The sequence below is a fragment of the Chelatococcus asaccharovorans genome (assembly GCF_003201475.1).
Classification (GTDB): domain Bacteria; phylum Pseudomonadota; class Alphaproteobacteria; order Rhizobiales; family Beijerinckiaceae; genus Chelatococcus; species Chelatococcus asaccharovorans.
On sequence record NZ_QJJK01000001.1, the window covers coordinates 359,812 to 384,616 of the forward strand.

The following is a 24,805-nucleotide window of genomic DNA, read 5'->3' on the forward strand; positions in this document are numbered from 1 at the left end:
CCTCAAGGTCGCCACCCGTCACGCCGAGTTCATCCCAATGTCGCTGCGCATCGTCTTCATGGGCACGCCCGATTTCGCCGTGCCGGTCCTCGCCGAGATCATCGGCCAGGGGCACGAGGTCGTCGCAGTCTACACACGGGCGCCGGCGCAGAGCGGCCGGGGCCTCGCCGAGCGCCCCTCCCCCGTCCATGCCATGGCCGAGCGCTTCGGCATCCCCGTCTTCACGCCGAAGACCCTGCGCACGGACGAGGCTACAGAGACCTTCGTCTCGCTTGAGGCCGATGCCGCCGTGGTCGTGGCCTATGGCATGCTCCTGCCCAAGGCGATCCTCGATGCGCCGGAACTCGGCTGCCTCAATCTGCATGCCTCGCTGCTGCCGCGCTGGCGCGGCGCCGCCCCCATCCAGCGCGCCATCATGGCCGGGGATGCGGAGACCGGCGTCGCCGTGATGAAGATGGAGGAAGGGCTCGACACCGGGCCCGTCGCCATGGTCGAGCGCGTGACCATCGGCCAAGAGACCACCGCCGGCGAACTGCATGACACCCTCTCGCGCCTCGGCGCCGACCTGATGGCGCGGGCGCTCGCCGCGCTCTCCCGCGGCGCGCTGAACTTCGTGCCTCAATCCGAGGACGGCATCACCTACGCCAGGAAGATCACCAACGCGGAAGCCCGCATCGACTGGTCCCGGCCCGCCGGCGAGCTGCACAACCAGATCCGCGGGCTCTCGCCCTTCCCCGGCGCCTATTTCGAAGTCGATCTCGGCAAGGGCCCCGAGCGGGTGCGCGCCCTGCGCAGCACGCCCGCCGAGGGACAGGGCGCCCCCGGCACATTGCTGGACAGCCAGTTCACGGTGGCCTGCGGCGACGGCGCCATTCGCCTGTTGCAGGTGCAGCGCGCCGGCAAGGGCGCGATGAACGCCGAGGATTTCCTGCGCGGCGCGCGGCTTGCGCCCGGCGCGGTGCTCGCCTGATATGCCGCGCTACAAGCTCGTCGTGGAATATGACGGCCGCGCCTATTGCGGCTGGCAGTGGCAGGACAACGGCCGCGCCGTCCAGCAGGCCGTCGAGGAGGCGATTGCGCGCTTTGCCGGCCATGCGGTGCGGGTGCAATGCGCCGGGCGCACAGACGCCGGCGTGCATGCGACGCATCAGGTGGTGCATGTGGACCTGGAGAAGGACTGGCGCACGGACACCGTGCGTGATGCCACCAATGCCCATCTGAAGCCGGAGCCCGTGGCCATTCTCTCAGCGCTGCAGGTGGGCGATGCCTTCGATGCGCGCCATTCGGCGATCAAGCGCCACTATCTCTACCGCATTCTCAACCGGCGCCCGCCGCCGGCGATCGAGATCGGCCGGGTCTGGCACGTGCCGCGTCCGCTCGACGCCGAGGCCATGCATGACGCGGCGCAGACACTGCTCGGCCGGCATGATTTCACGACGTTCCGCGCCGCCGACTGCCAGGCGAAAAGCCCCATCCGCACGCTCGACCGGCTGGATGTGGAACGGATCGGCGAGGAGATCCGCGTCTTCGCCGCGGCGCGCTCCTTCCTGCATCACCAGGTGCGTTCGATGGTGGGCAGCCTGGAGCGCGTCGGCACCGGCCAGTGGCCCGTGACCCAGGTGGCTGAAGCCCTCGCCGCCTGCCAGCGCGCCGCCTGCGGCCCCATGGCACCCGCCACAGGGCTCTATCTCATCGGCGTGGATTATCCCTAGAGCATGCGGACGGTTGCCGCGGTGAAGGCAGAACCTTCGTCGTCATTCCGGGGCAGGCCGCAGGCCTGAGCCCGGAATCCATGAACACGCCCGCAGACGAATAGAGTATTGGTCCGACGCGTCTTCTTGTCCGGCGCGGTGTTCATGGTTTCCGGGCTCTTCGCTGACGCGAAGCCCCGGAATGACGGCGAGGCCGCGACAAGGTCGAGGCGACAAACCCTCTGCACGGCATCGAACTACCGGGCGGGCGCGAAATAGTCCTGCAGCACGCGGCGGAAGATGGCCGTCAGCGCGTCGATATCGGCGGTGGCCACATGCTCATCGAGCTGATGCATCGTCTGCCCGACGAGCCCGAATTCGACGACCGAGCAATAGTCCTTGATGAAGCGCGCGTCCGATGTGCCGCCCGAGGTCGACAGGGCGGGCTTCAATCCCGTTTCCGCCTCGACAGCCCGCGACAGCACCGAGACGAAGGGGCCGGGCTCGGTCACGAAAGCCGTGGCGTTGGTCGGCCGGAAGGTCACGCGCGCGCGTTCGCCAAGGCCGGCTGCCGTGATCCGACGCCGGATCTCGTCGGCCAGCGTCTCCGGCGTCCAGATGTCGTTGAAGCGGATGTTGAAGGCGACATGCACCTCCGCCGGGATGACATTGGCCGAAGGGTTGCCGGTATCGATGGTCGTGAATTCGAGGTTGGACGGCGCGAAATGGGCCGTTCCCTCATCCAACGGGACCTCCTTCAGGGCCGCGATCAGGGCAGGGAGATGCTGGATCGGATTATCGGCCAGATGCGGATAGGCGACATGGCCCGGCTTGCCCGAAAGCACGACGCGGCCGGAGAGCGAGCCCCGCCGGCCGATCTTGATCATCTCGCCGAGCACATTCGGATTCGTGGGCTCGGCCAGAATGCACTGGTCGAACTTGTCGCCGCGCTCGTCGTTCACCCATTCGAGGAGCCTGACCGTGCCATTCACGGCCGGCCCCTCCTCGTCTCCCGTCAAGAGGAAGCCGACCGATCCCGGAAAGTTGGGATTGGCCTTGATGAATTCGAGCGCTGCCGCGACCATCGCCGCGACCCCGCCCTTCATGTCGGAGGCGCCGCGGCCGAAGATGAGCCCCTCCTCGATCGCACCGCCGAAAGGATCATGCCTCCAGCGGGCCTCATCACCCGGGGGCACCACATCCGTATGGCCGGCAAACAGGAGAAAGGGCGCTTCGCGGCCATAACGCGCATAGAGATTTTCCACGTCGGGCGTATCGGGCGCCGAAAAGGTGAGCCGATGCGTCGCGAAGCCGGCCTCCGCCAGCCTCTGGTCGATCAAAGCGAGGGCACCGCCTTCCTCAGGCGTCACGGACCTGCAACGGATGAGATCCTGCGCCAGGGCAACCGCCAGCGTCAGCTCCGCCGCCGGCGCGCCCGTCGGGGCAAGCGGCGTTTCCGAGGGATGGTCCGGGGTGGAGGATGTGCCAGATGACGACATGGACGAGGGGCCCGTGGACTGGAGGGACGGCGCGATTCGACCGATCACGCATTGTCCATGATAGCCCGATACGATGACAGCCCCCAGTGCCAAGGATGAAATTGATGACGGGCCGCAAATCCTCCCGCGATCCGCTCCGACGATCGGTTGCGTGGAAAGGGAACAGCCGAGCGCGAAATTCGTTCTTTCAGAAGATCGCAGACAACCAGGGAGAGTGCCATGCCTCGCGGTGACAAATCAGCTTATACCGACAAGCAGAAACGGAAGGCGGAGCATATTGAAGAAGGTTACGAAAGCCGTGGCGTCAGCGAAAAGGAAGCCGAACGGCGCGCCTGGGCAACCGTGAACAAGGACAGCGGCGGCGGCAACAAGAGCGGTTCAGGCCGCGGCAAGGCCGATACCAACCTGTCCGCAAGGAAAGGCGGAAAGCGGGGTGGAGAGGTCGCGGCTTCCCGCAGCGCCGCTGAGCGCTCCGCCTCGGCCAAGAAGGCCGCAGCAACCCGCAAGCGCAACGCCGAGGAACGCCGGGCGGGCTGAGGGCAGCCCCGCCCCGCCGAGCCGCACCTCCCGGTGCACCTGCTCGACGGGCCGAAGGCACGCAATCCACAGGCGGCGGCAGCCCCGCCCGCCGTTCGTCCCCGTATGACGCCGATTTGCGATAAAGCCCATTTACAGGCGGGCCGTCGCTGGGCTAGGTTGCCGCCACGTTGCAAGGTCGGGGGCTATGCCCTGCAGGCTGGAAGCGCCCGTAGCTCAGCTGGATAGAGCGTTGCCCTCCGAAGGCAAAGGTCGCACGTTCGAATCGTGCCGGGCGCGCCATTTCAGTACAGAACTATGAACGCCGAACACCGCCGATTTCCCGCTGGAAGCGGCCACGAGCGTTCGCAGCAGTTCTGATTTCGATCCCATAATGCGAACTTCGTCATCTGCGACCTCGACGCGCTGAGCGAAAGCGCGCAGGTGATCCCGCCGATAGCCGCCCCCTTCGAGCCTCAGCCCGTCCCGGGCAGCACCGGAGAATGCGTCGAGCATATCGGGCGTGACAGCCTGATTGCCTGCGCTATCGAGCGTCAACTGAATACGTTCCGCATCGGCTGTGGCCTGATCCCTGATCGCCTTAAGACCGGCCATACGCTCCTTCAGCACCGAATCATTCAGATCGGCTAATCCGGCTTCGATAGCGTCGTAGAGGCGATTGAGCCGCTGGTCGGTTTCCGTGATTCGCCGATTGAGTTCTGCGAGTTGTTCGCGGCGGCGCTCGGTGCGGTCTTGGCGACGATCGAGAAGGCCACCGAGGATGGTTACAAGGCGCTCCGGCTGGAGGAGCCGTTCCTCCAGATGGCCCGCGATCAGGTCATCCAGCTTGTCCATCGGGATCGTGCGCCCTGCGCAGCCTGTCTTGCCCTGCCGAGCCTTGGTCGAGCAGGTGTAGTAGCGATACGTCGCGCCTGCGCTCCCCCGCCCAGTGCGCAGCGTCATGGCCCCGCCGCACTTGGCGCAGAAGCAGATGCCCGTGAGCAAGGTCGGTCCGCTGGTGACGCGAGCCGGTACCAGATTGGGATTGCGGGATTTCAGCTTGGATTGCACCGTGTCGAAGATGTCGCGGTCGATGAGCGGCGGCACTGCCATGATCGCAACCTCGCTCTCGGGTTTTTTCTCCCGATCCTTGTGCGAGCGCGTATTGAACCTGTGCTCGCCTATGTAGGTCGTGCGGGTCAGGATCGCATGGATTTGCGCGAGGCCCCAGCGTCCGCCGTCGCGGGTGAAGATGCGGCGCTCGTTGAGATAGCAGGTGATCGCCTTGACACCGAGCGGGCCGGTCTTGCCGTCGCCGTCAAGGAAGAGCCGATAGATCAGCCGCACCGTGTCGGCGTGCAGCGGATCGACCTCCAGCTTCTTCTTGGTCTTCGATCCGCGCTGTTCGGCTGCGACGATGCGGTAGCCGATGGGCGGTAGCGCGCCATTCCAGAAGCCCTGTCTGGCGTTCTCATTCATGGCGCGCAGGACGTGCTTGGCGTTCTCCTTCGACTGGTACTCGTCGAAGAGAGCCATGATCTGGCGCATCATGACGTGCATGGGATCGTCGCCCATCTCCTGCGTGATGGAGACGAGCTTGACGCCATTCTTGGCGAGCTTGCGAACGTAGAATTCCAGCTCGAAGTGATCGCGGAAAAAGCGACTGAACGAGTGAACCACGACGACATCGAACGGCGCGGGCTTCGATGTGCCGGCTTCGATCATGCGCTGGAATTCAGGGCGGCGGTCGTTGGTCGCGGACGCGCCGGCTTCCACGAAGGTATCGACAAGCTGATAGCCGCGCGTGGCGCAATAGGTTTCGCCCTGCTTACGCTGGTCGGGAATCGACACGTCATGTTCGGCCTGACGGACCGTAGAGACGCGCAGATAGAGCGCGGCGCGTTGGGCGACATGGGAACTTTGAAGGTTCATCGCGCGCCTCCCTTCGCTTCACGTCGTTCGAGCAAGGGCAGTTCCAGGGCCACGCGATCATGCAGCACTTTCGGCATGAGCTTCCGGCCCTGGCCGGGCTCCATGCTGATAAGACCGTAGTTCACCATCGTCTTCAGGGTTCGGGACAAGCTCGATTTGGCCCGGCCGGTGATCTCTGCCAGCTCCTCCAGCGAACCGGGGGCTTGTTCGTCTATGACGCGCAGCAGTTCGCGGTTTCCGCTGGAGAGGATTTGCGCGAAGGATTCGGTCGAGGTGAACCACACTTTCGGGTCGTCCGCCGCCGGCTTCTCGTCGCCGCGCGCGATCCGCATGGTGCGGGCCTTCATCTCGTCGTAGTCGGCAATCCCGACTTTCAGGGTGGTCATAATACGCCTCGCTCCTTCAACACCGTGTCCACCGTCTGCCAGAAGTCGGCCAGCAGCGTGGCCGCATCCTCCCAAGCGTATGGCTTCACGGTCTGGAGGCGATGACGATGATCCATCGGCTCGCCGCGTCTGCCCCGGCCGACCGGATGAGCGTTGTCGAAGCCGACAAGCCGGTCGCCCGAAGGCCCGTGAAGCGTGAGCGAGTAATCGAGGCCATGCGGCTTCTCCGGCGAGACCGGAACGCGGGTGACAACGAACTTCACCCAATGACCGCCCTCGGGGTCGACTACGAGCACCTGACCGTCGAGGTCCAGAAGCGTGTCGAGGCTCGGGTCACGATCCTCGCTCATGGCGTACTGTTAACATCTGATGTTAACTTCCGCAAGGCCCCATTTGTGCTATCGGCCTCGTTCGGACTGAACAGCCTATCGAGCACTTCGCCGAAATAGCGCTCGAAGATATCGATCTCGGCTTCCGTGACCGGCACGCGCTCAGGCCAATCGTCGATGACAGGTAAGCGCTCGATGTCGAAGCGACCGGGCGATGGATCGCGTCGCCGCGATGCCGACAATGGTGCGGGTTCGCCGCCACCATAATCGTACAGGTCATCGGGAAGTGTATGTGGGACTGGCCGCCGTTGCCGCCCCTTTCGGGCGCGGGAGTGTTGCCCGGACATAGAGTCCTCCATAGTTCGCTGGTTGTTTCCGGACCTCGAGGCTCGGATTTATGCGAAGCATGGAGGAAGATCGGCGGGCGGTAGCGTGCCGCATTCGCGCATATGCGTCGGCAGCACCCCTTGAGATTCTTGCCTCAAGGCACCCAGCGACCTATCTACCGCGTGTGAGTCCTTAGCCTGACAGGTCTGGTGGGTTGGGGTTCGATTCCCCTTCATGTTCTCTGTCTCGGTGGCCTTCTTACATTCATGGCCCTTTGGGGCCTGGCCTATGCCGTTGCGCTGCTGTCGACAACGAATGGAAAGGAGAACCATATGAAAACAGAAACTGCCTATGAGACTGAGAAACCCAAACTGAAGCTGGCTTCGGCCATCAACACAACTTGGGCCATCGGGACAGGCGCATGGTCTGGTTCGGCCCTGTCAGGCTAAGCACTCACCCGCCATCGCCAGATGGCAAAATTACTCTTTCGTTGCTCGTCGCGCTTTCGCAAATCCACGATCAGTCACGATGAATCGCTCCAACATTGGCACGACGAGCTTGGCGGGTTCGATTGCCGCGCCGCCTTCGGCGAGCAGGCGACCGTATTCGGTCAGATCGCGATGGAGCGCCGCCGGCAGCTCCACCGCGATCTTGACGGGCTTGTCGTCGGCGATAGGGCCGAGTTTCAGCTTGGTCATGGTCAACTCCTATAAGGTTCGAGCACCAGATCCCGCGTGACGATGACGCGGACCGGGAAGCCGGGCCGGATGGTCAGGGTCGGCGCGACGTTGAGCTGGCGGCGGACGATCTGCTGGCCGGCATCGTTGATGGTGTCCTGGCCACCGCTGCGGATTGCGCGCAGAAGCCGGTTCTCGTCGTTGACGGCAAGCTCGGCTCCGACGGCCAGCAGCGTCGAGAGGCCGGCGGCCTTGGCGAGATCCCACCAGTGATAATCGACGCCATCCTCCAGACCCGCATAGCCCTGCGTGTCCGCGCCGGGCTGGCGTTCGAGCACGATGGTGCGGCCGTTCGGCATGATGAGGCGGTTCCAGACGAGGAGCACGCGGCGCTGTCCGAACTGCACGTTGTTGTCGTACTGGCCGATGATGCGCGTACCCTGCGGCACGAGCAGGATGCGCCCGGTGGGGCTGTCATAGATCGGCTCCGTCACCTGGGCGGTGATCTGGCCGGGAAGATCGGAGCGGATGCCGGTGATGAGCGCGGCCGGAATGACGGCTCCTGCTTGAAGTACGAAGGGAGATGCGGGAACCGTGACGCGATCCGACGACGTGGTGCGCCGATCGACGGGACCATTGAGGAAGGCCAGTTGCTTGTCCTGCGTCGTCGGTTGGCTGGCCTGTCCGGGCATGTCGAATCCGGCGAGCCCCGGCGTCGACATGCCCGCCGATCCTGCCGGCGCGGGCGATCCGCCGCGCGCCTGGAAGAAGACGGTGCTGGTGCGGGCGGCTTCCTCCTCGGCCCGGCGACGCTGTTCGGCTTCGTCGACGCCCGATGTCGGCACGACCGGCGGCGCAACGGGCTGCCCCGCATTCTGCGCGCTCAGGATCGGGCGGCCGAGATCGCCGGGTAGCGCCGGGCCGAGGATCGGGCCGGTATAGTCGCGCGGCAATCCAACAAGACCATCGGCAGGCTGGCGGTTCGCCGTCGAATAAAGCTCCTGACCGTCATTGCCCGGCCCGCGGGTCTGGAGCGCGTAGATCAGCGCCCCGCCGATGCCGACCAGGGCGACGGCAGCGACGCTCGCGAGCATCTTGCGCGACAGGCGCGTGACGCGCGGGGCTTCGGCGCGCAGGCGCATCGGAGCGGCATTGCTGTTATCGGTTTCGATCATGATTGCGGCCTCCCGTCGGTGCGAACGATCCTGACGGTCTGCTGGCGGTCGCCGCCGCCAAGGCGCAGCTCGGCCGCGCCGAACAGGCGATCGACTATCAGGATGTGTTGATAGATGCGGCTGTTGGCGATCTGGGCTTCGCCCCCGGGGCCGATGACGAACAGCGGCGGCATCTCGCCCTGCACGATACCGCGCGGGAACTCGACATAGACGCGGCGGCCGTCGTCATAGACGGCGACGGGCTTCCATGGAGGATTGGTGCTGCCTGTCAGGCTGTAGCGATAGTTGCGCGCTGCGACCACTGGGATAACAGGCGTGGCCGGAAGGGCCTGTCGCCCGCCTCCCGCCGGCTGCGGATAGGCCCAGGCGACGGCGGGCATATAGGGCTTCTCGCCGGAGCGCAGCTCTACCATGTAGGTGCGCCGGTCGGTGGTGATGACGAGATTGGTGGCGATGTCGGCGCGCGACGGCTTCACCAGCACATGCACGCGGCGCGTCACGCCCGATCCGCTCTCGGTATCGCCGATGATCCAACGGGCCGTATCGCCCGCCGCGATCGGTCCCGCGCCGGTCAGGCTTTCGCCGGGCTCGAGCGCGATATTGGTGATCTGACCGGGGGCGGCATAGACCTGATAGAGCGCGCCTTCCGACCACGGATAGACCTGGATGGCGTTGAAGTAACCTTCGCGGCGCGGCTGCACGCGGGCGGCTGCGTTGGCATTCTCGACACGGCCGGTCGGTGTCGCCGCGGCTGTGCCGCCGCGCGCGACCGTCCAGGCTGGTGGAATATGCACCGGCTTCGGCCGATCGTCGGTGACGGCGGCGGGAATGGCCGGCAATGGCGGCACGCTGGCGTCGTAGGAGATTTCCGGGGGGCGGTTGGTGGCGCAGCCGGCGAGCGCTGTCGCGGACAAGAGAACAGCGGCCAATGCGGATTTAGGGAATGCCCGGCTCATTGGCCCAGCTCCCGCGACCAGTTGATGGCGTTGACGTAGATGCCGAGCGGATTGGCTTTCAGCCGCTCGGCGTCTCGGGGCCGCTGAAGGGCGATGGTCAAGATTGCCGTCCACCGCTCCGTCGTGGCGAGCTTGCCATCCTCGTAGTGGCGCTCGGTCCAAGCGACGCGAAAGCTGTCGGCCGAGGCGCGGATGACGCTGGAAACCTCGACGGCGATCTGCTGCTTGCCGACCTTGGCGAAGGGATCGTTGGTGCGGGCATAGTCGTTGAGCGCACCCGCGCCGCGATCGGTCGTCCATTCGTAGGCGCGAAGCCAGTTCTGGCGGACGATGACCGGATCGGCGGGAATGCTGCGCACCTGCTCGATGAAGCGGGCAAGATGCCATGCGATCTGCGGATCGGTCGGGCGATAGTCGGCGGTCGCCGGCGCAATGCTTTGTGCCTGGCCGAGATTGTCGACCTGCACCACCCAGGGCACGACGGTCCCGCGCGCCGACTGGATGACTAGTGCGGCGGCGAAACCGGCTGACAGGAACAGCGAACCGAAGGCCATGTAGCGCCAGTTCTTGGCTTGGACGCGGGCGGAGCCAATGCGCTCGTCCCAGACCTGTGCGGCCTTCTGGTATGGCGTCTCGGGTTGTGGGGTCTTGCCGTAATGCGCGGCGGGTCGTCGAAACAGGTTCATGAGCGGTCACTTTCAGAGAGGTTGACGGAAGAGCCGGCGCCGTGGCTGTCGCCGGAGCGGACGGCGTGCGTTGTCGTCTGGACGCCGTGCGAGAGGCGCTGCGAGCGCTGCATCCGCCTCGCCCAATCGGGTTGCCCCTTGGCGGCCTGGACAGCGGAGCCGTCGCTTGCGGCCTCAGTCGCACCGCCAACGGTCCCCATGGTCGAGGAGCCGCCGGTGACGCCGAAGCCGCTCTTCACGCCATCGGAGAAGCTGGATTTGACGCTGGCCGCGGCGCGGCGCAGCGGCGACATGGCGGCGTTGCCAGCAGCGCGACCGACACCGCCCATGCCCGATGCAACGCCGGACGCGCCGGACTGGCCGAGCGAACCGAGACTGAAGGCGGCCGACGCCGCGCCTGCGGCCGTCGCGCCGCCGCGCACGGCGGCTGCGCCCGTCGAGAGCGCTGCGGCGCCGCCCTTGGCGGCGAGGCCCGCAGCGCCAGCACCGGCGAGCACCACGCCGCCAGCGGCAAGGCCCGTGCCGACCGCGGCTCCTGCGCCGAGCTGCGGCCCGCCGGAGACGAGGCCGTTGGCGATGCCGGGGCCGAAGATGCCGAGACCGAGCAGCGACAAGGCGGCGAGCACGACGGCCATAGCGTCGTCGATGCTCGGTGCTTGGCCGCCGAACACTCGCGTGAACTGGCTGAACAGCGTCGAGCCGATGCCGATGATGACGGCCAGCACCAGAACCTTGATGCCGGAGGAAATCACGTTGCCAAGCACGCGCTCGGCCATGAAGGCAGTCTTGCCGAACAGGCCGAACGGGATCAGCACGAAGCCGGCCAGCGTGGACAGCTTGAACTCGATCAGGGTGACGAAGAGCTGGATCGCCAGGATGAAGAAGGCGAGGATGACCAGCGCCCAGGCGAAGAGCAGGCACGCGATCTGGATGAAGTTCTCGAAGAAGGCGACCCAGCCCATCAGGTGGGAGATTGATTCGAGCAGCGGCCGTGCGGCGTCGAGGCCGGTCTGCGCGACCTTGCCAGGACGCATCAGCTCGGCGGTCGAGAAGCCCGTGCCGCTTGCCTTGAGGCCAAGGCCGGCGAAGCTCTCGAAGACGATCTTGGCGAGGTTGCTCCAGTTGCCGATGAGATAGGCGAAGACGCCAACGAACAGCGTCTTCTTGACGAGGCGCGCGATGATGTCGTCATCGGCCGCCCAGGACCAGAAGAGTGCGGCGAGCGTCACGTCGATGACGATCAGGGTGGTTGCGATGAAGCCGACCTCGCCGCCGAGAAGGCCGAATCCGCTGTCGATGTATTTGGTGAATACGCCGAGGAAGTTGTCGATGACGCCTGCGCCGCCCATGGCTCACCGCCCTTCCGGGGCGGCCGGCGCGGGCGCGCGGCCAAGGAAGCGGTCACGGGTCTCGGCCCATACCGCCATGCAAGCGCTGTCGCTGGCCGCCGCTTGGCCGAGCCACTGGCATCGGCGTTGGCCTTCGCGCAGCGGATCGCGGTCGGGGGAATGAAGGGCGGCCGGCGAAGATGCCGGCGCGTCCTCCTTGCGGTTCAGTTCGATGACCGTCGCGGTGATGGCGATGGCGACGAACACGATAGCGCCGAGGCGGGCCAGCATCTTGCCGTCCATGGGAATGCTCCTTCTGGCGGCTACTTGCCGGTGTTGAACATCTGGGCGTTTCCGGGCGTGTAGCCCGAGCCCGGCGTCAGGAAGCGGCGGCGCTGTTCGCGGCCCTGTTCAGCGGCAGCGGCGCGCTCGGCCTCGGTCAGTGCGCTGGCGCGGCCATTGGAGGCGAGCAGCGCGACGAGATCGGAGAGCTGCTGCGATTGCAGTGCGAGGATCTGATTGCCGGCCTGCGTTGCCTGAAGCGCGCCGGTCGCGCCCTGGCTTTGGCTGACGAGCGCCGACATCTGCGTGCGGTTGCTGTCGATATTGCCAACGACGCCGGCCTGCACGCGCATGGCGTCCTGCAAGCCGCCGACCGTGTTCTTCCAGCGGTCGCGGGCATTGGCGACGAGCTGGGTATCCGACGACGACATGGAAATGTTGCCGTATTTCTGGCTGAACATCTGGTCGATCTGCTGGACGTTGAACGCGATGCCCTGCGCTTGGCTCAAGAGCTGCTGTGTCTTCTGGACGTTCTGCTGCAAGGTCTGGAGCGCGGAGAACGGCAGGCTTGCGAGATTGCGAGCCTGATTGATGAGCATCTGCGCTTCGTTCTGGAGCGAGGTGATCTGGTGGGTGATCTGCTCCAGCGTGCGCGCGGCAGTCAGCACGTTTTGGGCGTAGTTACTGGGATCGAACACGATGAGGGCGTGCGCGGGCGTCACCATCATCGGCGACAGGGCAAGTGGCGTGGCCGCGAGCATGGTCGCGGCGAGCGCGACGGCGCGCGAGCGGAAGGTACGGGTCTTCATGATTCAGTCTCCTTTTCGGCTTGGGGGAAGTTCGGGATGAGATCGACGGCCCAGGTCGCGCCGCGGGCGCGCAGCCACGCGGCGAGGAAACCTTCGCGGCCGTGCTCGGCGACAAGGTTGGCGATCAGGGTCTGGTCGGACTTGGAGGAAGCTGCGCAGAGCGCGAGGCCGACTTCGCTAAGGCCCAGCTCGAATAGGCGGTTGCCGCGCCGCGACTGGCAGTAATAGTCGCGCTTCGGCGTCGCTCTGGCCAAAATCTCAATCTGGCGGTCGTTCAACCCAAAACGCCTATAGATCGCCGTGATCTGCGGCTCGATCGCGCGCTCATTCGGGAGCAGCAGCCGCGTCGGGCAACTTTCGATGATCGCCGGCGCGATGCTCGAATTGTCGATGTCGGACAGCGACTGTGTGGCGAAGATGACCGATGCGTTCTTTTTCCTGAGCGTCTTCAGCCATTCGCGGACCTGGCCGGCAAAGCCTTCGTCGTCCAGCGCCAGCCAGCCTTCGTCGATAATGAGCAGCGTCGGCCGCCCGTCGAGCCGGTCACCGATGCGGTGGAAGAGATAGGCCAGCACGGCGGGCGCAGCGCCCGTGCCGACCAGCCCCTCGATCTCGAACGCCTGCACGTCGGCGGCACCAAGATGTTCGGCCTCGGCGTCGAGCAACCGACCATAAGGACCGCCGACGCAATAGGGCCGGAGCGCCTGCTTGATGTCGTTGGACTGGAGCAGGACGGCAAAGCCGGTAACGGTGCGCTCCTCGACCGGTGCGGAGGCGAGCGAGGTCAGCGTCGTCCAGATATGCTCCTTCACCTCGGGCGTGATTGTGATGCCCTCGCGCATCAGGATCGCGACGATCCAGTCGGCAGCCCATGCGCGTTCGTAGGAATCGTGGATGCGGGCGAGCGGCTGGAGCGAGACCGAAGCGTCGGAGCCTTCGGTCAGGCCGCCACCGAGATCGTGCCAGTCGCCGCCCATAGCGAGCGCGGCGGCGCGGATCGAACCGCCGAAGTCGAACACGAAGACCTGGGACCGCTCGTAGCGCCGAAACTGCAAGGCCATGAGCGCCAGCAGCACGGACTTGCCAGCACCTGTCGGGCCGACGACAAGCGTGTGGCCGACGTCGCCGACATGAAGGGATAACCGGAACGGGGTCGAGCCTTCGGTCTTGCCGTAAAGCAAGGGGGGCGCACCGAAATGCTCGTCCCGTTCCGGCCCCGCCCACACGGCAGAGAGGGGGATCATGTGAGCGAGATTGAGCGTCGAGACCGGCGGCTGGCGGACATTGGCGTAGGCATGTCCGGGGAGCGAGCCGAGCCAGGCATCGACGGCGTTGACGGTTTCGATCATGGCCGTGAAGTCGCGGCCCTGAATGACCTTCTCGACCAGCCGTAGCTTCTCGTCGGCAAGACGCGGATCGGCGTCCCAGACCGTGATCGTGGCCGTGACATAGGCCATGCCGGCGACATCCTGCCCAAGCTCCTGCAAGGCCATGTCGGCATCGGCCGCCTTGTTGGACGCATCGGTGTCGACGAGGGCCGACGCCTCGTTGGTCAGGACTTCCTTAAGGATCGCGGCGATGGACTTACGCTTGGCGAACCACTGGCGGCGGATTTTGGTGAGGAGCTTGGTCGCGTCGGTCTTGTCGAGCAGGATCGCGCGCGTGCTCCAGCGATACGGGAAAGCGAGCCGGTTGAGATCGTCGAGCAGGCCGGGCGTCGTCGCGGTCGGAAAGCCGATGATGGTGAGGATGCGCAGGTGCTCGCTGCCAAGGCGCGGTTCGAGCCCGCCGGTCAGCGGCTGGTCGGCGAGAAGCTCATCGAGATAGATCGGCGTCTCGGGGACGCGGACGCGGTGCCGGTTGGTCGAGACGGTCGAGTGCAGATAGGTCAGCGTCTCGCTGTCATCGAGCCAGTCGCATTCGGGCATGAAGCCGTCGAGCAGGGCCAGCACGCGGCCGGTGCGGTCGGTGAAGGTGCGCAGGATTTCTTGGCTGTCGACGCCGCTGCGCTCGCGGCCCTCGTAGAGCCAGGCCTCAGTGCGGGCGGCTTCCTCGGCCGGCGGCAGATAGAGGAAGGTCAGATAATAGCCTGACACGAAATGCGCGCCGGCTTCCTCGAAATCGGCCTTGCGCTCGGCGTCGACCAGGCCGGACGCCGGATCGGGAAGCACGCTGTCGGGATAGGTCGCAGCCTCGTGGCGCTGTGCCTCGACGAAGATCGACCAGCCGGAGCCGAGACGGCGGAAGGCGTTGTTGATGCGGCCGGCGACGGCGACCAGCTCGGCGGCGACGGCACTGTCGAGATCGGGACCGCGAAAGCGCGCGGTGCGCTGGAAGCTGCCGTCCTTGTTGAGCACGACGCCTTCGGCGGCGAGCGCGACCCACGGCAGATAGTCGGCAAGGCGGCTGGCGGAGCGGCGATACTCGGCAAGATTCATCATGGTTGCGCCTCCCTCAAACTGACAGGTGGCCGGGGATACGCAGATGCCTGCGCCCGACCTCGACAAAGAGCGGATCGCGCTTGGCTGCCCAGACCGCCGCGAAATGGCCGACGGCCCAGATAGCCAAGCCGACCAGCCAGAGGCGCAGGCCGAGGCCAACGGCCCCGGCCAGCGTCCCGTTGAGGATCGCGATGGAGCGCGGCGCGCCGCCGAGCAGGATGTGCTCGGTCAGCGCGCGGTGGACCGGCACGGTGAATCCCGGCACGTCCAGTTGCTCGAACGCGACCGCCATCAGACGAGCGCCCCGCCGCCGAACGAGAAGAACGACAGGAAGAAGCTCGACGCCGCGAAGGCGATCGACAGGCCGAAGACGATCTGGATCAGCTTGCGGAAGCCGCCCGATGTGTCGCCGAAGGCGAGCGCCAGGCCGGTCGCGATGATGATGATGACCGCGATGATCTTGGCGACCGGGCCTTCGATCGACTGGAGGATTTTCTGGAGCGGCGCTTCCCACGGCATGGAGGAGCCGGAGGCATGGGCGGCCGGGACTAGGACGAGATTGACGTAGGCGAAGGTGGCGGCGGTCGCGATCGTGCGACGAATGCGCATGGTGGTGCGGATCATTCTGGTTCTCCTGTGCTGGTGGGGATGGCTTGGGTGACGCGGTAGTCGCCGTCCGACCCCAGCCCCTCGACGCGGGCGAGTTCGGCGAGCCGGCGCGCGGAACCGCGGCCGGAGAGGACGGCCACGAGGTCGATCGTCTCGGCAATCAGCGCGCGCGGGACAGTCACGACGGCTTCCTGAATGAGCTGTTCGAGCCGGCGTAGCGCGCCGATGCCGGTCCCGGCGTGGATGGTGCCGATGCCGCCCGGATGGCCGGTGCCCCAGGCTTTGAGGAGGTCGAGGGCTTCAGCGCCGCGCACCTCGCCGATGGGGATGCGGTCGGGACGCAGGCGCAGCGAGGACCGCACCAGATCGGAGAGCGTGGCGATGCCATCCTTGGTCCGCATGGCGACGAGGTTGGGCGCGGCGCATTGCAGCTCGCGCGTGTCCTCGATGATGACGACGCGATCGGCGCTCTTGGCGACCTCGGCCAGGAGCGCGTTGGTCAGCGTGGTCTTGCCGGTGGAGGTGCCGCCCGCGACGAGGATGTTGGCGCGGGCGGCGACGGCTTCGCGCAACGTCGCGGCCTGGTCCGCCGACATGATCCCGGTGGCGACATAATCGTCGAGCGTGAAGACGGCGACGGCGGGCTTGCGGATCGCGAAGGCCGGCGCGGCGACGACCGGGGGAAGAAGCCCCTCGAACCGCTCCCCCGTCTCGGGCAGCTCGGCCGAGACGCGAGGGCTTCGGGCGTGAACCTCCGCGCCGACATGGTGCGCGACCAGGCGCACGATGCGCTCGCCATCGGCGGGCGACATAATCTCGCCCGTATCGGCCAGTCCTTCGGAAAGCCGGTCGATCCAGATGCGCCCGTCGGGGTTCAGCATCACCTCGACGACGGCTGGGTCTTCGAGAAAGCGCGCAATGGCGGGACCGAGCGCGGTGCGCAACATGCGCGCGCCGCGCTGGATCGCCTCCGGTTTCTGATGTGAAGAAGTCATGCTGTCCCCAAAATCCAAGGGGACGCAGCAGACAGTTCCCCGATCGGGGATGATTAAAAGAGCCTGAAATCGGGTCGCTTCAACAAGTATCTAGGCCCGTGCGGCGGTCGGCGGCGATCAGCGGTGAATGGGATGGATCGGTTATTCCGGCGAGCCGCCGTTCATCTGCGGCGCGGTGCCTTCACCGCCCGGTCGAACCGAGTCGAGATCACGCGAAAGTTCTTTCAGGATCCTGTCTCCGGTCGCCAGTCGCTTGCCGAGCGTCTGCATGAAGCCCTCGAACCGCTCAAGGCCCTTGGCGCGGCCCGAAGCTTGCGCGGCCTCGGGCAATGCCGGGGTGAAGGTGAGCCAATAGCGGACGAACAGCGAGACGGCCTCGCCGAGTACGGCGAGATCCTCGTCGAGCGTGTCGATCTGGCGGCCGAGCTTGTCGAGGCGGCGCGACATGGCCGCCTCCAGTTTCTCGGTCGTATCGCCGGACAGGAATGACGCCATGGCTGCTTCGACGATGGCGGATTTCGAGATGTTCCGGCGCAGCGCCAGCGCCTCGACCTGTTTGAGCAAAGCCGGGTCGAAATAGACATTCATGCGGGTGCGGGTCGTCATGGCGCGGTCCTCAAAGCTCTATGCCGTCGCCGGGGTCGAGCGAGGCTTGCCGTGCGACCGTCCGCATACGGCTGCGCAGGGCGCTGGCCTTGGCGGCGTCGACATCGGGTTCGTCGTCCAGAAGCTCGAACTCCTGGGCGGGCGACGGCGGCAGGGGTAAGATTTCCTCATGCTCTGGCAATTCCGGCTCGCGGCGGATGCCGGCATTGGCGGGATCGCCGCCGTCGGCGCCGACGCTGCCCGCGCCGGTCTGGCCCGCCGCCGCTACGACGCGGCCGGACCAATCATCCGTTGCGATGGCATTGACGGCGGAAGCCGCCGCCAGCTCGGGCGGCGTGATGATGCGCTCCTGCAAGCGCGCGTCCTCGAAATACCGGGCCTTGGCGGCGCGGATCGGCGGCGTGCCCGCGACCATGACGATTTCCTCGGAGGGTGGGAGCTGCATGATCTCGCCTGGCGTCAGTAGCGGGCGCGCCGTCTCCTGCCGCGAGACCATCAGGTGGCCGAGCCAGGGCGACAGACGATGACCGGCATAGTTGGTGGAATCGCGCAGCTCGGTCGCGGTGCCGAGCGCATCCGACACACGCTTGGCGGTGCGCTCGTCATTGGTCGCGAAGCTGACGCGCACATGGCAATTGTCGAGGATAGCGTTGTTCGGCCCATAGGCGCGCTCGATCTGATTGAGCGACTGCGCGATCAGGAAGCCCTTGAGGCCATAGCCCGCCATGAAGGCCAAGGCGCTCTCGAAGAAGTCGAGCCGCCCCAGCGCCGGAAACTCGTCGAGCATCAACAGCAGGCGATGACGCTTGCCCACGGTCTTCAATTCTTCGGTCAGCCGCCGTCCGATCTGATTGAGGATCAACCGGATGAGCGGCTTGGTACGATTGATGTCGGAAGGCGGCACGACAAGGTAGAGGCTGACCGACTGGCGGCATCCGACCAGATCGGCAATGCGCCAGTCGCAGCGCGCGGTGACGCGCGCGACGACGGGATCGCGATAGAGGCCCAAGAATGACATGGCGGTGCTGAGCACGCCGGACCGCTCGTTATCGCTCTTGTTGAGCAGTTCCCGTGCCGACGACGCGATAACGGGATGAACGCCAGCTTCTCCCAGATGCGGCGTGTCCATCATCGCGCGCAGCGTCGCTTCGACGGGGCGGCGGGGATCGGAAAGGAAATTGGCGACGCCAGCCAGCGTCTTGTCGGGCTCAGCGTAAAGGACATGCAGGATCGCGCCGACCAGAAGCGAATGGCTGGTCTTTTCCCAGTGGTTGCGCTTCTCGAGACTGCCTTCAGGATCGACCAGAATGTCGGCAATGTTCTGGACGTCGCGGACTTCCCATTCGCCTTGCCGGACCTCTAGCAACGGATTGTATGCCGAGGATTTCGCATTGGTCGGGTCGAACAGCAGCACGCGGCCGTGCTTAGCGCGGAAGCCCGCCGTCAGCGTCCAGTTCTCACCCTTGATGTCGTGGACGATGCAGCTTCCCGGCCAGGTCAGCAGCGTTGGCACGACGAGGCCGACGCCTTTGCCGCTTCGGGTCGGTGCAAAGCACAACACATGCTCTGGGCCGTCATGGCGCAGATAGTTTTGGCTGTATCGGCCGAGCACGACGCCATCAGGACCGAGCAGGCCGGCGGCATGGATTTCTTTGTCGTCGGCCCATCGCGCGGAACCGTAGGTCGCGACGTTGTGCACCTCGCGGGCGCGCATGATCGACATCAGGATCGCGACGGCGATGGCAATGATACCGCCCGACGCCGCAATGATACCGCCTTCGACGAAGATTGTCGGCGCGTAGGCGTCGAACGCATACCACCACCAGAAGAAGGTCGGAGGATAGTAGATGGGCCAGCCGGCCAACTCGAACCATGGACTACCGAGCTGGCCTTGAAAGCCGAGCCGCCATGCGGTCCATTGCGTCGCCGCCCAGATCGTCACCATCACGATGGCAACGACGGCGGCGATCTGACCCCAAAGAATTCGGCCTCCACGCATAAGGCTCCAATCGGCAAAAGAGATGGAGCCGATCAGAGAAAAGGCGTTTCCGCGCGCAGCAATAGAAAAAATGAAGCAGGAGGGCTGCTGGATACTGTGGCGTACAAATAGGACGGGTTACGGCATGCGCCCATTCGCTCGCAGGATGCTGAATCGTTTCGTTCACAAATCAGACGTGTCGAGCCGATCGACTCATTTTGTTTGCGAGGGCAAGAAGGTTCTGGAGCGCCGCGCTTCGATTGAACGGCGACCAGACGGCTGAGAATGTGATCGGCTCGGGCTCGTCGGCGATAGGCAGGAACGTCACGCCCGACGTTGGTAGCCACGACGTGGCTGCCCCAGCAACGGTAATTCCGAAGTATTGTCCGACCATCGATAGCAGCGTGCTTCGCTCCACCGCAAAACGCAGGATCGAAGGCGCTGGCCAGCTCCCGGCGAGACGCAGGACGATATGGTCATAAACCTGAGGCCCGGTGCCGCCATGGCGGACAAGGAACGTCTCTGCCGCCAGATCGGCCCAGGCGACAGCGGAGCGATCGGCGAGCGGATGACGATCCGGCAGCGCGGCCATGAGCGGTTCGGTCCATATCCGCCGGGAATGGCAGTCGGGCAGTTTCGGCGTGCCTACCACGAACGAAATGTCCAGCCGGCCGGCGCGAAGCTGCATGACCGCGTCGCGCGCTGTGCCCTCAGTGATCTCGACCTCTATACGAGAGTAGTCCTGTCGATACTGCCCGATCAGTTCTGCGAGGAAGCTCCCTGGGATCAGGGCATGGACGCCGATACGCAGGCAGCCGCAGTCACCATGCGCCGCCATGCCGGCAGTCTTCACCGCATGATCGAGTTGGTCGACGCCTGCGGCGACCCCTTCCACGAAATGCCTGCCAGCGTCCGTCAGCCGAACACCTCGCGTGTGATGCTCAAACAGGAGGATGCCCAGATCGTCCTCCAGAGTCTTCACTCGGGCGCTGACGCTTGACTGACTGACGCCGAGCGCATTCGCTGCATGACGGAAGTTCAGGTGTTCCGCCACCGCCAACGTCTGAATCAATGCCGCCAGCGGAATGCGCGTACCGAGAGGTGAGCGGTAGCCATCACCAAGCAATAGCCTTTCATGGCCAGCGTGAACTGAAGATCGTCTTCGCATCGTCCGCTCAGTCGTTTGTCAGGCTGTGGCAGACCCGGCGCGCTCCGACAGCAGTTTCCCGGCGATCTCCATGGCCTCCTCGCGAGACGAGGCAAGCCTCATCGGATAGCCCCAGAATTTGGCGAAGGCTACACCGAAAGCCTTGAACGTCAGACGCTTGGCGGCGCTCGGCTCGATCACGATCATCGCCAGCACGAGCGTGCGTAGTTCTGCCTTGTGCTTCTTCATCCACAGCGAGGTGCGCTTCTTTTCTTCCTGGCTATGCTCGTGGTCTTCGGTCGGAGCGGAATCGGTCAAGAGCACGAACGGTGCGCCGCGCTTTAGATTCGCCTCGAACGCCTCGAAGTCCTCGTCGTGGTCGTGATCGGGACCTTCGTCATAACTCATCCAGACGAGCGGGAAGTTCGTGCTGTCCAAAGGCATGTATTGTCTCCTTACGGGGATGGATGCTTTCAATTCGAGCGGATGTGCCGCCACGACATGATCAGCGCGACCGCGCCCGGAAGCGTGACTGCCAGCAGCTCCAAGGCAACGAGATGGCCGCCGTCGCGCAAGCCATCCGATACGCCGGCGAGCGTGCTCATGGTGAAAAGGAGACCGCCGAGGGCGAGCATGGCCCAGTCGCTCGCGCGCCTTCCTGCAAGCGCCAGCAACGGCGGGACGACCCAGGCGCCGTAAAAAATAGATACTCCCCACAACGCGGCTGGGCCGAACGTAATGGCCTGCATCATCCCGCCGCTTCTGACGTAATCGTTCAGATAAGAGAAGCACTGGATCGTGACGAAGATCGCGGCACCGACCGCTGGGACAAGCCACGCGAGTGCGAGCTTAACTGGTTTCTTTTCGATCACGTCAACACTCCTATCCGAATTTGCTCGATAGGGCAGTTGAGCGCTGCCCCTCTCGAAGAGGAGCGTGATCATGATCGCCGCGTGTCCCTTCTGCCTGAAAGCAATAAGTCAGTCGGCTAGTGGCGTCATTGCGCAATCCTGCCATTGTATGTTTTAATCCGGCCGAAATGGAAAAACGCCGAGGCCTTTGATGTATGTAGATGTCCGCAGCGACTGGCTTTCCTATGTCGATGAGATTCCTCGCGCTCTCGTCGCGGCCAACGCCGTCGCCAGTCTTGAGACCTTGGAGCAATCGCCGCGGCACTCGCATCAGAAAGCGCAACTGCTTTTCACGGTCCGTGGCGTCATCAACTGCGAGGTTGAAGACGCTGTCTGGATCGTGCCGCCGCAATGCGCCGTGTGGATTCCCGGCGGGCTGCCCCATACCGTTTTCGGCTCAGGCGAGGTGGAGTGCATCTCCCTCTTCATCGAACCTCCTGAGGCTCCGAACCTGCCGAACGAATGCTGCACGATCACGGTGTCGAACTTTTTTCGTCATTTGCTAATGCGGGCCAACGAGTTACCGGAGCGCTATGACGTCGACGGTCCGGACGGCCGCATCGTGTCCGTTATCTTCGATGAGCTGGCTGCGGCGCCGGTCGAAGACCTCCGCCTTCCAATCCCCAGCGATTCGCGCCTGAAGAAGCTCGCCGACCTGTTGATCGCGGCGTCGGCGGATCATGCGACCGTCGCGGAGTGGGCCTCCCGCATCGCGGTCAGCGAGCGCAGCCTGAACCGTATGCTGGCGGAACAGGTGGGCATGAGTTTCGGCCGCTGGCGCCGGCAGTTGCATGTTGTCCTCGCCTTACGGCATCTGAGCACCGGCCAGACGGTCCAGGCCGTCGCGATGGATCTCGGCTATGAAAGCGCCAGCAGTTTCGTGACCATGTTCCGAAAGATGGTCGGCAAGCCGCCAAGCCGCTATCTGCTCGAGCGGCTTAGGCCTGCACCTCACGATCACGGCGAGCGATAGGAACTGCTGGGTTTCATTCACGATCGCCGCATAGCGAGGTGGCCGTCCCGACACTCGAAATGTTCACGATCAAAAGCTCTTGGTGATCCCGAGCCCGACGATGCGGCCCGGTCCGACCGCGACGGTTTCGAGGCCACCATAGACCGAACCGAACGTCTCGTAGCGGTCGTCGAGGAGATTGCGCCCGAAGGCATAGAGCTCCAGGTCGCCGACATCGTTCTTCCACCCGATCCGGGCGTCCACAATATGGTAAGGCTTCAGATCGAATGAATCGTCGATATCGGCGGGACGGCTCCCGGTGAACTGATACTGCACCCCAAAGGACAACGAACCCGGCAGATTCAGGACGCTGGCTGAGGTATCGTATTGCAGCCCTGTCGTGACGGTCCATTTCGGCGTGTTGGGTACCCCGTTCCCCGCGACGGTGTTGGTGTTGGCACCATTGGCTCCCAGCTCGCTATGAGTGTAGCCGAGGCCACCCGTCAGGGTCAGCCCATCTGCGATGAGCATACGGCCCTGAAGCTCGAAGCCACTGGTCTCATAATCCTGATAGGTCGTGCGGAACGCCCCGAGCGCAGGATCAAGGTAGCTCATGACGCCATTCTTGATGTCGTTGTGATAGACGCTGGCACCGAGCTCAAGGCGGTCGTCGAACAGGCTCGCCTTTATGCCTGCCTCATATGTCCAGCCGGTCGCCGCCGGATATGGATCGGCCACCACGCCATTCACCGGGTAACCGAACAACGGATAGACACGCGTGGCGTGGCCGCGCGCCAGCGAGACATAGGTCTGGACCTCATCCGTCCACTTGTAAGCCAGCGCCATTCGGCCCGTCGGATAGGTTTGCGAGGTCGAGTTTGAGCCTGTCAGATCGGCAATATCCCGCGAGTTCCCGCGCTTGAGTTCAATGTGATCATGGTTCAATCGACCGCCGATCGAAAACTCCCATCGCTCCGCAAACGGGATCGAAATGTCACCGAACAGGCCAAGGTTGGTGCTGTTGAGGTCGGTGTCCATTCTAATGGCGTCGAAGTAAGGCGCGGGCGCGCATTGCGCGCTGACGCATGCACGGCTCCCCTCGGTGCGCGTGACGCTGGCGCCCATGACCCACCGGATCGGATCGCCTTCAAGCGAATTCAGCCGAAGCTCCTGGCTGAAGATGTTCTCTTTATCGTCGAGGTGACCGCGAGAACTGAAAGCCGGAAATCCAATCGCGTCGTAGAGCAGCTTGTCGGCGTTGTCGGTCTTAGCGTCCATTTCGTTGTGCTGATAGGCGCTGACGGAGGTGAATCTGAAAGCGTCAAATTCGTGTTCCACGGTCAGCGTGGTGCCGCCCTGGGTCGCCACCGACTTCGGTTCGGTCAAGGTTCCGCTGATTGGAAATCGTGACGTATTGCGCAGGAGGTAGAACGGTGCGTTGCCTTCATCCCGCAGATAGCTGCCAGTAAGCGTGACAGTCGTATTGTCGATCCCGGTGAAGCGCAGCCCGCCACGAAATGCCGCGATATCGCGCTCGCCGAGGTCATCGGTGAACAAGCTGCGGACGTCACCGTTCTGGTGACCGAAACGTACGGCCATGCGTCCATCAAGCGCATCTGGGATGATATTGCCGCCCAGAACCATCTCACCCATGCGATAGCCGTTTGTGCCAATCTCGCTGGTCACATGGATATCGCGCGCCCCGTCCGGCTGATTGGTAACGACATTGATGGCGCCGCCGAGGGCATTGCTGCCCCACAGTGTGCCCTGTGGGCCGCGCATAACCTCGATCCGATTGACATCGAGGAGAACGTTGGAGGCGCTCATCAAACTGTTCGGCACACCGTCGATATTGAAGGCGACCGTGCCATCGGAAAAATTGACAGGCGTTCCGAGCGAACTCACGCCACGAATAGAGAAAAACTGCGAACCTGTGGCTCTGTTGATCCACTGCACATTCGGCGAATTGCGGGCAATGGCTGCGCCGGGATCGAATGGTGCAGCCATCAAACTTTCCGGGGGAACTACGGTGATGCTTTCAGGGATATTTTTAAGATCCTCGTTAGTTTTTCTGGCCGTAACTACTATAGGATCGAGGACCGTAACGTCGGCCTCGGCATTCGTTTGAATGGGCTTTGTCTGTGCTGATGCCGTTTGCGCCTCTGCGACACAGCCCCATCCCGAAGCAAGGAACGTCGCGAGCAAATATATAGGGCTCGCCGACAGCTTATAATTATTCAAATCAGTCATTTGTCACCCCGCTTTGAGTAAACTGCGGTCGACAAATCGCGAATGATCCGCGTTAACGCCTGAATAAACTGGAGTCAGAGAAACAAGATTTCGCTGTCCCGCCAATCTGTTTGTCAATCCGGCCAAACTGCGGGCTCTCAGCTCTGCCGCCGCGGGGCGGAGATACCTCAGAAATGCTGCTGAGGGCCGATACTCATAGATATGTCCCTCTTCTCGTCGCCTTTCTCTTTCTCGGCCGGAGCCACGAGACAGTAGAGGATATCGACGACGAGGCAGAATTGGCCGCAGGCGCCGCGATGTCACCCGACAAAGCAGGATTTTGC

25 protein-coding genes, 1 tRNA gene and 1 pseudogene are annotated in these 24,805 nt (G+C 64.4%); 5 read left to right on the top strand and 22 right to left on the bottom strand.

Translation table 11 applies throughout. The features are described 5' to 3' along the window. Nucleotides 1–37 precede the first annotated feature (37 nt). A complete protein-coding gene (fmt, locus tag C7450_RS01750) occupies nt 38–970 on the top strand; it encodes a methionyl-tRNA formyltransferase (protein WP_110372654.1) in 933 nt (310 codons plus the stop codon). 1 nt (nt 971) lies between these two features. Continuing rightward, nucleotides 972–1,712, top strand: coding sequence for a tRNA pseudouridine(38-40) synthase TruA (truA, locus tag C7450_RS01755; protein ID WP_110373210.1), 741 nt, complete (start codon nt 972–974; stop codon nt 1,710–1,712). Nucleotides 1,713–1,948: 236 nt separating this feature from the next. On the opposite strand, the gene dapE is transcribed toward truA, so the two are convergent. Further along, nucleotides 1,949–3,190, bottom strand: a complete 1,242-nt coding sequence (gene dapE, locus C7450_RS01760) for a succinyl-diaminopimelate desuccinylase (protein ID WP_110372655.1) — start codon at nt 3,188–3,190, stop codon at nt 1,949–1,951. Nucleotides 3,191–3,409: 219 nt separating this feature from the next. Between dapE and C7450_RS01765 the strand changes: the two genes are divergently transcribed. Together C7450_RS01765 and C7450_RS01770 are read left to right on the top strand one after the other, a co-directional pair. Next, the gene (locus tag C7450_RS01765) at nt 3,410–3,727 is read left to right on the top strand and encodes a plasmid stabilization protein (protein ID WP_110372656.1); all 318 of its coding nucleotides are present in this window, start codon (nt 3,410–3,412) and stop codon (nt 3,725–3,727) included. Nucleotides 3,728–3,932: 205 nt separating this feature from the next. Then, nucleotides 3,933–4,009 (top strand) — tRNA-Arg (locus C7450_RS01770). Here the strand turns inward: C7450_RS01770 and C7450_RS35045 are convergent. The 20 genes and pseudogenes from C7450_RS35045 to C7450_RS01875 form a co-directional block, all read right to left on the bottom strand. Then, a pseudogene (locus C7450_RS35045) lies at nt 3,980–5,638 on the bottom strand (recombinase family protein); the annotation flags it as partial. The gene C7450_RS01770 and the pseudogene C7450_RS35045 overlap by 30 nt on opposite strands. Beyond that, nucleotides 5,635–6,024: an HVO_A0114 family putative DNA-binding protein gene (locus tag C7450_RS01780; protein WP_110372657.1), complete on the bottom strand. Its 390-nt coding sequence runs from the start codon at nt 6,022–6,024 to the stop codon at nt 5,635–5,637. The gene C7450_RS01780 and the pseudogene C7450_RS35045, both read right to left, overlap by 4 nt. Beyond that, entirely contained in the window at nt 6,021–6,374 is a 354-nt protein-coding gene (locus C7450_RS01785) for a toxin-antitoxin system TumE family protein (RefSeq protein WP_110372658.1), read from the bottom strand. The genes C7450_RS01780 and C7450_RS01785 overlap by 4 nt, the downstream gene beginning before the upstream one ends. After that, nucleotides 6,371–6,700: a hypothetical protein gene (locus C7450_RS01790; protein ID WP_110372659.1), complete on the bottom strand. Its 330-nt coding sequence runs from the start codon at nt 6,698–6,700 to the stop codon at nt 6,371–6,373. Before C7450_RS01790 ends, C7450_RS01785 begins: the two co-directional genes overlap by 4 nt. Nucleotides 6,701–7,159: 459 nt before the next feature. Continuing rightward, nucleotides 7,160–7,378 (bottom strand): DUF2274 domain-containing protein, encoded by a 219-nt coding sequence (locus C7450_RS01800; RefSeq protein WP_110372661.1) that lies wholly within the window; start codon nt 7,376–7,378, stop codon nt 7,160–7,162. Between the two features lie 2 nt (nt 7,379–7,380). Beyond that, nucleotides 7,381–8,532 (bottom strand): TraB/TrbI/VirB10 family type IV secretion system protein, encoded by a 1,152-nt coding sequence (locus C7450_RS01805; RefSeq protein ID WP_110372662.1) that lies wholly within the window; start codon nt 8,530–8,532, stop codon nt 7,381–7,383. After that, the gene (gene trbG, locus C7450_RS01810) at nt 8,529–9,488 is read right to left on the bottom strand and encodes a P-type conjugative transfer protein TrbG (protein WP_110372663.1); all 960 of its coding nucleotides are present in this window, start codon (nt 9,486–9,488) and stop codon (nt 8,529–8,531) included. Before trbG ends, C7450_RS01805 begins: the two co-directional genes overlap by 4 nt. Continuing rightward, the gene (trbF, locus tag C7450_RS01815; protein WP_110372664.1) at nt 9,485–10,174 is read right to left on the bottom strand and encodes a conjugal transfer protein TrbF; all 690 of its coding nucleotides are present in this window, start codon (nt 10,172–10,174) and stop codon (nt 9,485–9,487) included. Before trbF ends, trbG begins: the two co-directional genes overlap by 4 nt. Then, nucleotides 10,171–11,523 (bottom strand): P-type conjugative transfer protein TrbL, encoded by a 1,353-nt coding sequence (gene trbL, locus C7450_RS01820; protein WP_110372665.1) that lies wholly within the window; start codon nt 11,521–11,523, stop codon nt 10,171–10,173. The genes trbF and trbL overlap by 4 nt, the downstream gene beginning before the upstream one ends. Nucleotides 11,524–11,526: 3 nt before the next feature. Beyond that, a complete protein-coding gene (trbK-alt, locus tag C7450_RS01825) occupies nt 11,527–11,805 on the bottom strand; it encodes a putative entry exclusion protein TrbK-alt (protein ID WP_110372666.1) in 279 nt (92 codons plus the stop codon). Nucleotides 11,806–11,825: 20 nt separating this feature from the next. Continuing rightward, nucleotides 11,826–12,593 carry a P-type conjugative transfer protein TrbJ gene (trbJ, locus tag C7450_RS01830; RefSeq protein ID WP_110372667.1) on the bottom strand — a complete coding sequence of 256 codons (768 nt, stop codon included), beginning with the start codon at nt 12,591–12,593 and terminating at the stop codon, nt 11,826–11,828. Further along, nucleotides 12,590–15,034: a conjugal transfer protein TrbE gene (gene trbE, locus C7450_RS01835; RefSeq protein WP_110372668.1), complete on the bottom strand. Its 2,445-nt coding sequence runs from the start codon at nt 15,032–15,034 to the stop codon at nt 12,590–12,592. Before trbE ends, trbJ begins: the two co-directional genes overlap by 4 nt. 13 nt (nt 15,035–15,047) lie before the next feature. Next, nucleotides 15,048–15,326 carry a VirB3 family type IV secretion system protein gene (locus C7450_RS01840; protein ID WP_069459779.1) on the bottom strand — a complete coding sequence of 93 codons (279 nt, stop codon included), beginning with the start codon at nt 15,324–15,326 and terminating at the stop codon, nt 15,048–15,050. Continuing rightward, nucleotides 15,326–15,658 (bottom strand): TrbC/VirB2 family type IV secretion system protein, encoded by a 333-nt coding sequence (locus tag C7450_RS01845; protein WP_110372669.1) that lies wholly within the window; start codon nt 15,656–15,658, stop codon nt 15,326–15,328. Before C7450_RS01845 ends, C7450_RS01840 begins: the two co-directional genes overlap by 1 nt. Then, a complete protein-coding gene (gene trbB / locus C7450_RS01850; protein WP_110372670.1) occupies nt 15,655–16,638 on the bottom strand; it encodes a P-type conjugative transfer ATPase TrbB in 984 nt (327 codons plus the stop codon). The genes C7450_RS01845 and trbB overlap by 4 nt, the downstream gene beginning before the upstream one ends. A gap of 141 nt (nt 16,639–16,779) precedes the next feature. Continuing rightward, entirely contained in the window at nt 16,780–17,244 is a 465-nt protein-coding gene (locus C7450_RS01855) for a ribbon-helix-helix domain-containing protein (RefSeq protein ID WP_110372671.1), read from the bottom strand. A gap of 10 nt (nt 17,245–17,254) precedes the next feature. After that, nucleotides 17,255–19,243 (bottom strand): conjugal transfer protein TraG, encoded by a 1,989-nt coding sequence (locus C7450_RS01860; protein WP_110372672.1) that lies wholly within the window; start codon nt 19,241–19,243, stop codon nt 17,255–17,257. Between the two features lie 169 nt (nt 19,244–19,412). After that, nucleotides 19,413–20,303 (bottom strand): LysR family transcriptional regulator, encoded by an 891-nt coding sequence (locus tag C7450_RS01865; RefSeq protein WP_245449476.1) that lies wholly within the window; start codon nt 20,301–20,303, stop codon nt 19,413–19,415. Nucleotides 20,304–20,408: 105 nt separating this feature from the next. Continuing rightward, nucleotides 20,409–20,813, bottom strand: coding sequence for a hypothetical protein (locus C7450_RS01870; RefSeq protein WP_110372674.1), 405 nt, complete (start codon nt 20,811–20,813; stop codon nt 20,409–20,411). A gap of 29 nt (nt 20,814–20,842) precedes the next feature. Further along, nucleotides 20,843–21,313 (bottom strand): hypothetical protein, encoded by a 471-nt coding sequence (locus tag C7450_RS01875; RefSeq protein ID WP_245449425.1) that lies wholly within the window; start codon nt 21,311–21,313, stop codon nt 20,843–20,845. Between the two features lie 211 nt (nt 21,314–21,524). On the opposite strand from C7450_RS01875, the gene C7450_RS01880 reads away from it, so the two are divergent. Next, complete coding sequence (locus C7450_RS01880) at nt 21,525–22,253, top strand: AraC family transcriptional regulator (RefSeq protein ID WP_245449426.1); 729 nt, start codon at nt 21,525–21,527, stop codon at nt 22,251–22,253. A 69-nt stretch (nt 22,254–22,322) separates the two neighbouring features. On the opposite strand, the gene C7450_RS01885 is transcribed toward C7450_RS01880, so the two are convergent. After that, nucleotides 22,323–24,482 carry a TonB-dependent receptor gene (locus C7450_RS01885; protein ID WP_110372676.1) on the bottom strand — a complete coding sequence of 720 codons (2,160 nt, stop codon included), beginning with the start codon at nt 24,480–24,482 and terminating at the stop codon, nt 22,323–22,325. Nucleotides 24,483–24,805: the final 323 nt, after the last annotated feature.